Source organism: Shewanella eurypsychrophilus (genome assembly GCF_007004545.3).
GTDB classification, from domain to species: Bacteria; Pseudomonadota; Gammaproteobacteria; order Enterobacterales; family Shewanellaceae; genus Shewanella; species Shewanella eurypsychrophilus.
This window is the reverse complement of the sequence record NZ_CP045503.2, coordinates 3,843,874-3,857,176: the sequence shown is the minus strand read 5'-3', so window position 1 is coordinate 3,857,176 and position 13,303 is coordinate 3,843,874. Positions and strand designations below refer to the sequence as shown.

Sequence of the window (13,303 nt, the reverse complement as noted above, 5' to 3'; positions counted from 1 at the left end):
GTTATTGTTGTATTAGTACTTTTAGGGGGGCTAGGTGAGATTATTGGTTTCTGGCTCATTATCTTAACTGTTGAAGGCTTTCTGCTTGTGCTTTATCTATTCTCGGTTATCCTGCCAAAAAGTTTATTGAATAACCTGAGCTCAGATCATGAATGAACAGATGTTACTTGATGCAATTAATCAAAAAATGCCCTTCGGCAAATATGCTGGCAGAAAATTGCTGCAGTTGCCAGAGCCTTACTTGGTGTGGTTTCATTCGAAAGGTTTTCCTGAAGGAAAGCTCGGAGAGCAATTAGCCTTAATGTATGAGATTAAACTTAACGGTTTAGAAGGTATGCTAGAGCCGCTATTGGAAAAATCCAGTCATAGGTTCTAATGATATCTCGGATATTTCTGCTTGCTTGGTGTAGAGAGTTTGACCTATCAGACTCGCTTTATTGATCTCCTCAGGTTAAGAAATAAAGTTCCCAAATCTTTTGTAAAATAAGTGAGAGTGAGATCTTGCTCTAAAAGTTATCTATTGCTAGGCAGTTTGTGATTTTGATTAGAGATTTATTATTTTCAGCGTGCTTTAATAACCGCATTACATTGAAATTAAGGAACTAGCAATGATAGCTAAATTAATCAAACTGGCAGCGGTTGCCACTCTCGCATTAGGTATTTCAAGTGCATGGGCTGCTGGTGTTGTTCACGAAGGTGAAGTATTAGATACCATGAATGGCGGTGGTTACACCTATGTTCAAATTAAAGAGTCTGACAAGACATTCTGGGTTGCTGGTCCTCAAGTAGAGATCAAAAAAGGCGATAAAGTGGTTGTTCAAGAGCAGATGTGGATGAATGACTTTACCAGTAAAACACTCGATCGTACGTTCGATGAGTTGTTGTTTGTTGGTCGTATCGATAAAAAGTAAATTTGATCCCTATAATAAGTTGGCTTTAATTAGCCGCTATTACTAGCGACTTTTAATGGTGGTTTGATTGCTTTGGCGATCGCCACCATTTTTGTATTTATCTCATAGCGTTTCTCATGCAAACTAGCTCCACCCTCTCTTTTTTAGCCAGTATTAATGTATTCAGTTATCCCCTATCAAGCGGCTTATGCACCAAGTGTTAGTCAGCTTTTCCACGATGCCATTCATGCTATAGATGAGTCGCAATACAGTGCAGCAGATAAGTCTGCTTGGTCAGCTAAGCCCAGATCTGCTTACCACTGGCACAAACGCATGAGCCAGACAAAAGCCTGGCTCGTGGTTGATAGCAGTGTCATATCAGCAGGAAAGCATATCTGTTGTGGCTTTACCAACATTGAGACGGGCTATTATGGCCAAGGTTATATTGATAGCTTGTATGTACACCCCGCACATCAAGGAGAAGGTCTTGCTAAATCTTTATATGAGACCATGGAAGTATGGGCGAGGGCGCAGGGTTATACTGATCTAACAGTCGATGCATCTCGTTTGTCAAAGTCACTGTTTCTTTCCTATGGCTTTAAGGTTAATCATAAAAGCTATCAGGAAAAGTTAGGTCAGATCATTATGGGTTATTTGATGAGTAAGCCGTTAACGGATTTAAAGAGGCAACGGTGCCACACACAAGGGCTAACATAAATACCTTAGGTGTATTAAGTTACTCATTCGCTATGCTAAATCAAATAGCAAGCCAATAGCCTCTTTATCGCCTTGAGCCTGTAACTCTAGCTGACTCAAGTGTGTGATTGCTGCGCCATCACCCGCCGTAAGCTTGGCACCTCCAATCGTCAGTTGACCTTGAATAAGGTGAATATACACCTTACGCAGCGGTTTAATGTCGTAGCTGACTTGTTGCTGTGCTGCCAATGACAATCGATAGAGGTAGGCATCTTGCTTAACCTTTAAGGTGCCCGCTTCACCTGAAGGGGTGACTATCGCAGTTATTGGCCCTGTTTGGGTAAACGATTTCTGTTGATAGCTGGCCTCACCGCCTAATTCATTAGGCTCTATCCAGATCTGCAAAAATTGAAGTGGTGAGTCTTGTGACACATTAAATTCACTGTGATAAATGCCTCTTCCTGCAGACATCAACTGAAATTCTCCGGCAGGGAGTGCCTGGATGTTACCTTTGCTGTCTTTGTGGGCCATTTCACCCATGGTGACATAACTGATTATCTCCATATCTCTGTGACCATGAGTGTCGAACCCAGCAGCTGCAGCGACAGTGTCATCATTGATGACTCTCAGTGATGAAAAAACCATACGTTCAGTGTCATGGTAGTCAGCAAATGAAAAGCTGTGTTTACTGCTTAGCCAGCTAAACTGACCCCTGCCTCTTTGATTCGCGAGTCTGATATCAATCATATTAATCCCCTTCTTTACCGTGTGTTTATGACTTAATTGCGTTCGCTATATGCTCATCGACTGATGCCTTAGCTGTTGAATACAAGCTTACTCTTGACTTAAAGGCTAGAAAATCGGAACATTTTGAATAGTTAGTTCAAATTATTTGAAGTGGTGGGTTATGTCTTCTCCATTAAGCCTAGATGCATTAAGAGTCCTTGATGCGATTGATACAAAAGGTAGCTTCGCCTCAGCTGCCGAGTCTCTTTACAAGGTGCCATCGGCGTTAACTTATACAATGAGCCGCTTGGAAGACGAACTTGACGTCAAACTTTTTGATCGCGGTGGACAAAGAGCCGTGTTAACCCAAGCGGGTTTACTCGTTTTAGAGCAGGGTAGGGAGATCCTTAAAGCAACACTAAGGTTAGAGGAAGCGGTAAAACAGCTATCAACGGGCTGGGAGTCTAGCTTAGTGTTAGCCAAAGACACTGTGATTTCCGAAGATGTGTTGTTGAATATCATTGGTGAATTTACTGAGCTGGGTCAGCAAGTTTCTTTATCCATTCTAGATGAATCACTTGGTGGAGGCTGGGACGCTTTACATAGTGCGAGGGCGGATATTGCCCTTGGTGTGACCAAAGATCTGCCAAAAGGGGAGTATCATCTTAAGAGAATTGGTGAGATAGAGTTTGTTTTCGTTATCAGTTCAACTCATCCATTGGCTAACTCATCAACAGATAACACGATTATCAGCAGTGAAACCTTATTGAAATATCCGTCCATTGTTGTCGCTGATACCTCAGTAACACTGGCTCAACGCTCGTCTGGAATTTTTGATAGTCGACAAGTGATCCGAGTGCGCAGCATGCAGAGCAAAATTAAAGCGCAATCCTTGGGCCTAGGTGTTGGGTTCATTCCAAAACATCTTATTACTTCTGAGTTAGAGAGTGGCGCGTTATTGATCAGGCAAACACAAGTTGCCAGGCCCAATCAGACAATTTATATGGCTTGGAAAAAAGATGCTGAGGGTAATGCTTTAAACTGGTTTATCGATAGGTTGAGTCAAGCCGACTGGGGGCTTGACTCTAATTAATCTATTCTAGCGAGTTAGCTTGCTATCTGTGACTGGTATAGCTGAGCTGAGGAGAAAGCTTATTTTCCAGCGTCTGTGCCCGCTCCATGAAACGAATAAAGGCATTGGGTAAGGTCAATTCTGCAATAGGCCTTTGCCATTGGGCATTAAGCAGAGGCTGATAGCCCTCTTTACCTGAAGCCGTATATGCTGACGATACACCCACATATTTCTGCTGTTTATCGACTGCAATCCAGGTTTCCTCGAAGCTGGTAGAACAAAGTATCTCCAATGAGAGGATACGCCTGCCTAGTGGTTTTCTGCCGTCATAGCAATACTTAAGCCCATAGGTGTAAGGAAAGCTGCCAGCCCCTGTACCGGTCACGCTGTTATTGGTGGCTGAGTTAATCGCTGACTCGAGAGCATCAAATAGATACAGCCCCAGAATTTGATATTTTACTAAAGGTAAGTCAAATGGCAGTAGTCTACCGACAACATCCGCTAAGGTTAAATTGCCTTTACTGAGTGATTGGCGCACACCGCCGGCATTATGCAGCGCAAAATCAATATTATCATGGATACGTCTTGCTTCGTGGTAGATGCTTTTGCACACCCAAGGTGCAATTTCACTACCATGAGGTAAAGCCTTACTGGGTAAACGTGTGTGAATAAGATCTTTAGGAACAAATCCTAAAACTTGCTTATCTAATGCTTCAATCGATGGGCGGTATTGAGTGGCGATGATCTCAGTGATGCTGGGATCTTCTTGTTGCCAGAGGATCCCGGGATGTGTTTCTAATTGCAAGCGGACAGCGTCATAATCCTCGGGTGTGACCCCTTGTTCAGACTCAAGAATAAACTGCTGATCTAACATGAAATAGTTGTGACCATTGAGCTGGGTCACTACTCCATTGGCATCGAATCTGATGTCAGCCAAACCGAAAGTTTCGGCATGTTTACCTGCATGTAATATCGGTGTGCCATTGATTTGTTCACCATAAACCGTCGCGCTTAAGCCAAGAGGTTTAAAGTCTCCCTGTAGAGTATGGCTATGCCCGCCGACAATGAGGCTGATCCCATCGATAGCCTGTGCCAGTGCTCTATCTTGATCTAAACCTAGGTGACTCAGCAGTATAATGTGATCAATGCCCTGAGATTTTAGCTGCCTAACTGTTTTTCTTGTTGTGTCGACAGCGTTGACAAAAAGCGTATCTGGATCGGGTCTAGCGATATCAGTCATTTGATCTAACGTGATACCTATAATTGCTAAAGGCTTATCATGGATCTGCTTAAATAATACTTTGGCTAAGCCGGTTTCATTATCATAATCGAATAATCTTGGATGACCGCGCATTGGGCTGGTTTTATGAGGGTCTTCCTGACTGAGATCCATATTTCCTGCCAGTAAGGGAAATTCAATATTATTCAGGAAAGATAAAACGGGTGCATTACCCGCATCGATCTCATGGTTACCCAGAACCATGGCATCGGGTTGTAGCTGATTGAGCAAATGGGCATTAGCCACACCTTTGAATTGTCTGAAATATAAGGTGCCCTGAAAACTGTCCCCAGCATGTAGGAACAGAAAAGCTTGATTATCTTTGCTGGCCTGTTCTTTTGCCTGGCTGATCTGGTATTTGATCCGCGCATAACCGCCACTGTGACTATAGATATCGAACTGTTTAGCTTGAGCGTTTAAGCTGAGCTTTACGCGGCTAGCATCGAAGTGAGAGTGGGTGTCGTTGATGTGGGCAAGTTTTAAGGTATAAGGCATGACTTAATTTCTATCTTTTATGTGGCTGAGGATAATATCACCGATTGCTAAAGACAAAAAATATAAATCTAGATTTAGTCCGGCAAGCTTTGTCACTGAGGGTTATCAAGTCAGATTAAACTAGGTATACAACCGAGCGAATTAAAAATACAAAGGGGAGCATGTGCTCCCCCTTTATATCAAGGTCGCTAAATCTACCTTACTGTTTTCTTCTTTAAACCACTCTTTGGTGTTTCAAGGTAAGATTCAAATTCACCGTCATCAGATAAACGAATACCTTTATCTATCATGCGCTTCTCCCATTGCTTACGGGCAAGCTGCTGCATGTCTGTGACCGGGTCATTACTGTCGACAATTTCAAGTCCTAACAAAGACTCAATAATATCTTCTAAGGTCACTATACCTTCACCGGTGCCGTATTCGTTAACGACCATAGCGATCTTGGTATTGCGCTTAATTAATAATTTGAATAGAGGCAGAATTTTAGCCGTTTCAGGCACAATGACTAAGTTATGTTTCAGTTCACCTATTTGTGCTTGTGGGGTTTTACGCTCGGCCAATAAGATCTCATTGCGGTTGATAAAACCAATAATATCGTCGGGATCTTTGTCGTATATCGGGATACGGGTAAATGGCGAGCTTTTATGCCGCTGTGCAAACTCTTGTTGAGGCAGAGAAAATGGCAAACTAAACATTACAGTTCTGGGGGTCATTATGGCTCTGACGGGCACCTCTTTTACAGACAGCATTTGCGTCAAAATTTTCGACTCTTGTGCATCAAGTTCACCAGATTCTTGACCTATTTTAGCCATTGCACTCATTTCTTGACGAATATACTGACCTTTATCACCTTTGCCGAGCAATTGAGTCACCTGCATTGACATCCAAATGAGCGGTTTCATCAAGCGCTCCATCCATAAAAGCGCAATAGAAACCCCTGGTGCAAGTCTACGCCAATGGTTGGCGCCAAGAGTCTTAGGAATGATTTCTGAGAAAAATAAAATCAAAAAGGTCAGCACGGCTGAAAATACACCGAGCATATCACTACCAAATACTTTCGCGGCTTGAGCGCCAGCCACTGCTGCACCTACCGTATGTGCGATTGTATTGAGGGTTAGAATAGAAACCAGCGGTGATTCAACGTTTTCTTTTTGTAGTCCAAGACGTTTTGCAGCCTCAGGATTAGATTGCGTCAAATTTGCGATGTAGCTAGGTGTTACTGAAAGTAAGACAGCTTCGAAGACGCTACAAAGAAAAGAGACTCCAATAGCGACAGCTACAATTATAATGAGGGTGATCATTTATGGCGTTACAATGACGGACCGATATTAGCCCAAAGGAATTCTACCATAAGCCATAGGTACGTCAAAGGCGACTGTAAGTTCGACAAGATTAAGCCTAGTTTATGTTTATCGTATATGTTGCCGCTATTGATTACTCTGTGCTAGGTGTGAATATCGTATGGTGAGTTCATTTTTGCGAAATGAAACAAAGGCGTGTGTGCGGTAATGTCGCAAGACCATCTACAAATGTTTGCCCTTGATAGCACTGCAGCTTATGTCACTAGCTAATATAGTCACAAATCTGTATAATTCGCCGCCCTGTATCAGGTATTCGATCAGTTAAGTGTTGAGGTTAGTCAAAATGAGTGAAAAGAAGATCAATCTATTGGATCTTGATCGTAAAGGATTAAGAGCGTTATTCACCGATATGGGTGAAAAACCATTCCGTGCCGATCAGTTGATGAAATGGATTTATCATTTTGGCATGAGTGATTTTGAACAAATGACTAACATCAACAAAGTATTACGCGCCAAGCTTGCTGCTCGTTGTGAAATTATTGCGCCTGAGATATCAAGCTATCAAAAATCTGAAGATGGCACCATTAAATTTGCCATCAATGTCGGCGACGGCCAAGAAGTTGAAACGGTTTACATCCCTGAAGGTGATAGAGCAACACTTTGTGTGTCATCACAGGTGGGTTGTGCACTGGAATGTACATTCTGTTCGACGGCACAACAGGGCTTTAACCGTAATCTGACCGTTTCAGAAATCGTTGGCCAAATTTGGCGAGTTGCTGATTTTATTGGTTTTGTTAAAACAACGGGTGAACGTCCTATTACTAACGTCGTGATGATGGGGATGGGTGAGCCGTTGTTAAACCTTAAAAACGTGATCCCAGCGATGGATATCATGCTTGACGATTTTGGTTTCAGCCTCTCTAAACGCCGCGTAACCGTTTCAACCTCTGGGGTTGTTCCTGCGCTTGATATGCTTGGGGACGCACTGGATGTCGCCCTTGCTGTGAGCATTCATGCACCAAATGATGAATTGCGTGATGTGTTAGTGCCGGTGAACAAAAAATATCCATTAGAAGAGTTTTTAGCGAGTATTCGCCGCTATATTGCTAAGTCTAATGCTAACCGTGGCCGTGTTACCGTTGAATATGTCATGCTAGATCATATCAATGACAGTACCGATCAGGCTCACGAATTGGCTAAGTTAATGAAAGACACGCCATGTAAGGTTAATTTAATTCCATTTAACCCTTATCCTGGTTCACCTTATGGTCGCTCTTCTAATTCTCGCATCGATCGTTTCTCTAAAGTGCTTATGGAATACGGTCTCACAGTGATTGTAAGAAAGACTCGTGGAGATGATATTGATGCCGCTTGTGGCCAGCTTGCCGGCGATATTAGAGATAGAACCAAGCGTTTAGCGAAAAAACGCATGCAAGAAAGTCAAATTTCAGTCACAATAAACTAACTCCCTGAATTTTTGATAGATAGGCATGTGAATGATGCACGGATTGCTAAGAATTACCCCGCTAATCATCTTGTCTGCAAGTATGTTGACAGGGTGTGTTAGTCAGGAATTATATAGTGGTACGGATATACCCGTTGCAGAGCGTGCTTTTGATAATGTTGCAGCCGCGAAGCAAAGGGCGCAACTCGGACTGACATATTTGCAAAAAGGCAACAGTGAGCAGGCCAAGTTCAACCTGAATAAAGCGGTGGGTTTTGCCCCAGATATTGAAGCTGTGAATGTATCTATGGCTTATTATTATCAGACTGTCGGTGAGCTGGAGAGTGCTGAAAATTATTATCGCAAGGCGATTAATAGCAGTGATGCGACTGGCGATGGCATGAACAACTTTGGTGTGTTTCTTTGTAAACAGAAAAAATTTCCAGAGTCAGAAGCCGTTTTCCTCAGGGCAATCAAAATGCCTGCATATACTCGTGCAGCTGCCAGTTATGAAAACCTGGGGATCTGCAGCCGTAAGGCGGGTCAGTTAGAAAAAGCGCAGAAATACTTCGGTATGGCATTGCAATATGACCCAAGAAGGCAAGTGTCTTTAATAGAATTAACAGAGATCGACGTTGAAACTGGTGACTATCTTAAAGCACGTACTCAATTAGTTCGTTATCATCGAGTCGTCGTAGAGTCAGCCGAAAGTTTGACGTTGGGAATAACCATTGAGCAAGGCCTTAATGACCTTGATGCAGCAAGACGATTTGGTATTTTACTCTTAGCTAAGTTTCCTGCATCGGTTCAAGCCAAGCAATATCGAGCCAGTATGCACTGATGACAAAAAAACAAATCGATGTGCTCAAGGATGAAGCAGCTAATCAAATAGATTCAGACACACCCGATAAAGAGACGATTGGGTCACTGTTAAAACATTCCCGTGAAAAAATGGGAGTCAGCATTGCCGATATCGCAGGGCAACTGCACTTACGTCCCTGTATTGTACAGGACATAGAAGCCGATAAGTTTGAACAGATCGCTTCGCCCATCTATGTAAAAGGCTATGTTAAAAATTTCGCTCGTATTGTCCAAGCCGACTCTAAAGCCATTCAACGTTGTTTAGCTAAGCAAATCCCTAAAGCTAGTGCCCCAGAAATGCAAAGCTTTTCACGTAAAACGACCCGTCAGGCCCGTGATGGCAGACTCATGTTTGTCACCTATTTAATCGCTTTTATTTTATTAGGCTTATTAGTGCTTTGGTGGGTGCAAAAGTCAGATACGCTATCAGCGATAGACTTCTCAAAACCCACCGCTGAAGAGATCGCTGATTCATCAGTCGCCGATGCCAGAGAAGATATGTCAAACGCTCAACCTGTTGACCAGATGAGTGGAGATAACTCTACTCATCTGATTTCAGCTGAACCCCGCATGGCGAATATCAGTTCATCCAATGATTTTATCGACAACCGGCTCGATAGCTCAGATGCTATTGCTATCGATGAAGCCGCTGGTACTTTAGTCAGTGAAGTTGTTATTGATAAAGCAATGCTTGATGAAGCCGTAAATGTTAACCAAAACTCATCCAGTCACTCGACCCTGTTGTTAACCTTATCTGGCGATTGCTGGATTAATGTGACGGATGCGTCTGGAAAAGTTTTGATAAACGACCTTAAAAAAACTGGAAGTCGTTTAAATGTGTCGGGAGAAGCGCCATTTAAGCTGACCCTAGGCGCTCCGCAAGTGGTAAATATTGAATTAAATGGCCAAGCTGTGAGTCTTAGTGATTATTCCAGTGGCCGAGTAGCCCGTTTAACTTTACCTTCAGCCAGTTAACATATCTTGTTCGTTGCCGTTGTATTGAATCGATAATGCGGCAACAGACATGGACAGTATTTAGTTTGTCGCTATCAATAGCGGAATAGATAGAGTAAATAAGATGTACAACGAGAATCCGATTAAAAGACGTGCTTCGACCCGTATCTATGTTGGCGATGTCCCTATTGGTGATGGTGCCCCCATAGCGGTTCAGTCGATGACTAATACTCGTACAACAGATGTTGCTGCAACTGTTGCTCAGATCCGTGCGCTGGAAAATGTGGGTGCAGACATCGTTCGTGTCTCTGTCCCGACAATGGATGCCGCCGAAGCGTTCAAGCTGATTAAGCAACAAACCAATATTCCTTTGATTGCTGATATACATTTTGATTACCGTATCGCGCTTAAAGTGGCTGAATACGGTGTGGATTGTCTGCGTATCAATCCAGGTAACATAGGTAACGAAGAGCGGATAAGAAGTGTTGTTGAATGTGCTCGTGATCACAATATTCCAATTCGTATTGGCATCAATGGCGGCTCACTTGAAAAAGATTTAATGGATAAGTACAAGGAGCCTACTCCTGCTGCGCTACTTGAGTCTGCTATGCGTCATGTCGATATCTTGGACCGACTCAATTTCGATCAGTTTAAGGTCAGTGTGAAAGCCTCTGATGTTTTTCTTGCGGTAGAAGCTTATCGCCTATTGGCTAAACAGATTGTCCAGCCACTCCATCTCGGCATTACCGAGGCCGGCGGTGCAAGAGCGGGTTCGGTGAAATCTGCTGTTGGTCTGGGCATGCTATTGGCCGAAGGAATCGGCGACACACTGCGTATCTCTTTAGCGGCAGATCCCGTTGAAGAAATTAAAGTTGGATTCGATATCTTAAAGTCATTGCGCATTCGTTCTCGTGGCATCAACTTTATCGCGTGTCCATCATGCTCTCGACAAGAGTTTGATGTGATCTCCACCGTTAATGAGTTAGAGCAACGCTTAGAAGATATCGTCACGCCAATGGATGTGTCTATTATTGGCTGTGTGGTCAACGGACCGGGTGAAGCGCTAGTATCAGATATAGGCTTAACCGGAGGCAATCGTAAGAGCGGTTACTTCGATGGTGGCGTGAGGCAGAAGGAACGTTTCGACAATGATAATATTGTTGATTCACTGGAAGCTAAGATCAGAGCGAAAGCCTCTATGATTAACGACAGGATCCCGGCCAAAGATCTTAGCAAATAAGTACTTCTTTTAAGCAGATTGGGCATGGTTTACTGCTGAATCTGCTTTTTTGTTTCGCACTATTTGCAAATTAACAGTTTTGAGTTTGAGAGTACCAACTCTTTTAAATTAGTGACCATTCAGCGGGAATTAAAAGCGCTGTAGGCAAGCAAGGGGATTGAAGCTAATAGTTGTTCTATATCGAGAGCCTCTTGCGCAGCATGAAGTGTTTTTAAAGCCGCACTACGTGAGCTTCTCAGTGCTTCCACTTCTGCGTTGCACTGTCTCAAAAGGGAATAACCATTTCTTCAACAATGCGCCTTGAATTTAAAGCCCTGAGAAAGCTCTGAATAGGTCATAAATTTAATCGAGTTGGTATTATACTGCCCTGCAAGATATACTGCGGGGCGTTTTTAATTTTATAGCTAAATCGGACGAGTCTATATCGTGGCAAAACAGATCCAAGCGATTCGCGGAATGAACGACATTCTGCCAACCCAAAGCCCTCTATGGCAAAAACTAGAAACCGTACTTCGTCAAACCGTGAGTGCATATGGTTATAGTGAGATCCGTACTCCCATTGTTGAGAGTACCGACCTTTTCAAACGTTCGATTGGTGAAGTCACCGATATTGTCGAAAAAGAGATGTACACCTTCGACGACAGAAATGGTGACAGCCTGACTCTTCGCCCTGAAGGTACCGCATCAACGGTACGAGCAGGCAATGAGCATGGTTTGCTTTATAACCAAGAGCAGCGCCTCTGGTATATGGGGCCTATGTTTAGACATGAGCGCCCACAGAAGGGTCGCTATCGTCAGTTTAATCAATTCGGTGTTGAAGTTTATGGTATCGGCAGTGCCGATGTTGACGCTGAAGTCTTGATGCTGTCAGCCCGTCTATGGGAAAAGCTTGGCATCACTGAACATGTGACATTAGAGCTGAATACTCTAGGCGATCCAGCAGAGCGTGCCGCTTACCGTGAAGCCTTGATTGCCTATTTAGAGCAATTTAAAGAGCAGCTTGATGAAGAAAGTCAGCGTCGTATGTACAGCAACCCATTACGTGTATTAGACACTAAGAACCCAGACGTTCAGGCGCTTCTAGTCGATGCTCCAGAGTTAATGGACTATCTAGGCGAAGAGACTCGCGCACATTTTTCACATTTATGTGAACTCTTAGACGCTGTTGGTATCCAATACGTCATTAATCCACGTTTAGTTCGTGGGTTAGATTATTATAATCGTACTGTTTTTGAGTGGGTTACTACTAGTTTAGGTTCGCAAGGCACTGTGCTTGCAGGCGGTCGTTATGATGGTCTAGTTGAGCAGTTAGGTGGTAAAAATACACCAGCAGTTGGTTTTGCGATGGGTCTCGAGCGTATTGTGTTAATGCTTGAGACATTAGAGCTAACGAAAGACATTCCGGCTACTGTGGATGTATATGTCACCGCTATGGGTGATGCGAGTAAGCTTGAAGCCATTAAGATTGCTCAGTCGCTTCGTTCAGAGTTGCCTAACCTTCGCGTGATGAGTCACTGTGGTGGTGGAAACTTTAAGAAACAGATGAAACGTGCAGATAAGAGTGGTGCTCTGGTTGCTTTAGTCATCGGCGAAGATGAATTGGCTAATAACCAAGTAGCGATTAAATACCTGCGCGAAAAGAAAGAACAAGAATTAGTTGCCCGTGACGGATTGGCGACTTATATTGCAGAACTGATTTAAAGAGGAAGAATACGTGGAAATTTATAGCACAGAAGAACAACAAGTAGATGCTATCAAACAGTTCTGGAAAGATTATGGCACATCGATAGTTGTTGGTGCCGTGGTTGGTCTAGGTGGTTTATTTGGTTGGAACTATTATTCTGATTATAAGCTTGCTCAAGCAGAATCTGCATCTGAAGCTTTTCAAGCTGTCAGCGCCGGTAATATTAGCGATGCGAGCATGCTAACCGCAGCAGAAAATTTTGCTAAAGACCACAGCCAGAAAGGTTATCAGTCACTGCTTGAGCTTATTGTGGCTAAAGCTGCAGTTGAAGCGGGTGATTTAGAAAAAGCTGAAGTGACATTGAAAAGTGTTGTCGCTTCTGCACCAGATAAAGGTTTAGTGATGGTTGCGACAATGCGTTTAGCACGTGTCCAAGCTGAGCAAGGTCAAATTGCTACTGCTATTACCACATTAGAGCAAGTATCAGATCCAGCTTTTAGTGCTCAACGAGATGAGCTAAAAGGTGACTTCTTAGTGCGTAAAGGCGATGAAGAACAAGCTAAATCTGCTTATCAAGCTGCTATTGCTAATGGTGGCGTAACTGCAAGCCCTGCATTGCAGATGAAGCTAGATAATTTAAACAAGGCATAAGGAATCGCCC

Annotated in this window: 13 protein-coding genes; 10 read left to right on the top strand and 3 right to left on the bottom strand. The window is 43.3% G+C overall.

Translation table 11 applies throughout. The features are described 5' to 3' along the window. Positions 1 to 148: 148 nt before the first annotated feature. The 3 genes from FM038_RS16380 to FM038_RS16370 all read left to right on the top strand — a co-directional run bounded on the left by FM038_RS16380 (position 149) and on the right by FM038_RS16370 (position 1,607). Entirely contained in the window at positions 149 to 376 is a 228-nt protein-coding gene (locus FM038_RS16380) for a DUF3820 family protein (RefSeq protein WP_142874413.1), read from the top strand. Positions 377 to 608: 232 nt separating this feature from the next. Beyond that, positions 609 to 911 carry an NrfJ gene (locus tag FM038_RS16375; RefSeq protein ID WP_142874412.1) on the top strand — a complete coding sequence of 101 codons (303 nt, stop codon included), beginning with the start codon at positions 609 to 611 and terminating at the stop codon, positions 909 to 911. A 156-nt stretch (positions 912 to 1,067) separates the two neighbouring features. Continuing rightward, positions 1,068 to 1,607 carry a GNAT family N-acetyltransferase gene (locus tag FM038_RS16370; protein ID WP_142874411.1) on the top strand — a complete coding sequence of 180 codons (540 nt, stop codon included), beginning with the start codon at positions 1,068 to 1,070 and terminating at the stop codon, positions 1,605 to 1,607. Positions 1,608 to 1,637: 30 nt separating this feature from the next. Here FM038_RS16370 and FM038_RS16365 read toward each other — a convergent pair whose 3' ends face one another. Then, the gene (locus tag FM038_RS16365; protein ID WP_142874410.1) at positions 1,638 to 2,333 is read right to left on the bottom strand and encodes a pirin family protein; all 696 of its coding nucleotides are present in this window, start codon (positions 2,331 to 2,333) and stop codon (positions 1,638 to 1,640) included. Between the two features lie 160 nt (positions 2,334 to 2,493). Between FM038_RS16365 and FM038_RS16360 the strand changes: the two genes are divergently transcribed. Continuing rightward, a complete protein-coding gene (locus FM038_RS16360) occupies positions 2,494 to 3,405 on the top strand; it encodes a LysR family transcriptional regulator (protein ID WP_142874409.1) in 912 nt (303 codons plus the stop codon). A 22-nt stretch (positions 3,406 to 3,427) separates the two neighbouring features. Here FM038_RS16360 and FM038_RS16355 read toward each other — a convergent pair whose 3' ends face one another. Both FM038_RS16355 and FM038_RS16350 read right to left on the bottom strand, forming a co-directional pair. After that, complete coding sequence (locus FM038_RS16355) at positions 3,428 to 5,158, bottom strand: bifunctional metallophosphatase/5'-nucleotidase (RefSeq protein WP_142874408.1); 1,731 nt, start codon at positions 5,156 to 5,158, stop codon at positions 3,428 to 3,430. Between the two features lie 194 nt (positions 5,159 to 5,352). Further along, positions 5,353 to 6,459, bottom strand: a complete 1,107-nt coding sequence (locus FM038_RS16350; RefSeq protein ID WP_142874407.1) for a CNNM domain-containing protein — start codon at positions 6,457 to 6,459, stop codon at positions 5,353 to 5,355. Between the two features lie 343 nt (positions 6,460 to 6,802). On the opposite strand from FM038_RS16350, the gene rlmN reads away from it, so the two are divergent. From rlmN to FM038_RS16320, 6 genes are all read left to right on the top strand, one after another. Beyond that, on the top strand, positions 6,803 to 7,924 hold the full coding sequence (gene rlmN / locus FM038_RS16345; RefSeq protein WP_142874406.1) for a dual-specificity RNA methyltransferase RlmN: 1,122 nt from the start codon (positions 6,803 to 6,805) through the stop codon (positions 7,922 to 7,924). 31 nt (positions 7,925 to 7,955) lie between these two features. Next, positions 7,956 to 8,744, top strand: coding sequence for a type IV pilus biogenesis/stability protein PilW (gene pilW, locus FM038_RS16340; RefSeq protein WP_142874405.1), 789 nt, complete (start codon positions 7,956 to 7,958; stop codon positions 8,742 to 8,744). Continuing rightward, positions 8,744 to 9,739 carry a RodZ domain-containing protein gene (locus FM038_RS16335; protein WP_142874404.1) on the top strand — a complete coding sequence of 332 codons (996 nt, stop codon included), beginning with the start codon at positions 8,744 to 8,746 and terminating at the stop codon, positions 9,737 to 9,739. The genes pilW and FM038_RS16335 overlap by 1 nt, the downstream gene beginning before the upstream one ends. Before the next feature lie 103 nt (positions 9,740 to 9,842). Next, positions 9,843 to 10,958 carry a flavodoxin-dependent (E)-4-hydroxy-3-methylbut-2-enyl-diphosphate synthase gene (gene ispG, locus FM038_RS16330; protein WP_142874403.1) on the top strand — a complete coding sequence of 372 codons (1,116 nt, stop codon included), beginning with the start codon at positions 9,843 to 9,845 and terminating at the stop codon, positions 10,956 to 10,958. A gap of 426 nt (positions 10,959 to 11,384) precedes the next feature. Continuing rightward, positions 11,385 to 12,659 (top strand): histidine--tRNA ligase, encoded by a 1,275-nt coding sequence (gene hisS / locus FM038_RS16325; protein ID WP_142874402.1) that lies wholly within the window; start codon positions 11,385 to 11,387, stop codon positions 12,657 to 12,659. Positions 12,660 to 12,672: 13 nt separating this feature from the next. Beyond that, positions 12,673 to 13,293, top strand: coding sequence for a tetratricopeptide repeat protein (locus FM038_RS16320; RefSeq protein WP_142874401.1), 621 nt, complete (start codon positions 12,673 to 12,675; stop codon positions 13,291 to 13,293). Positions 13,294 to 13,303 lie beyond the last annotated feature (10 nt).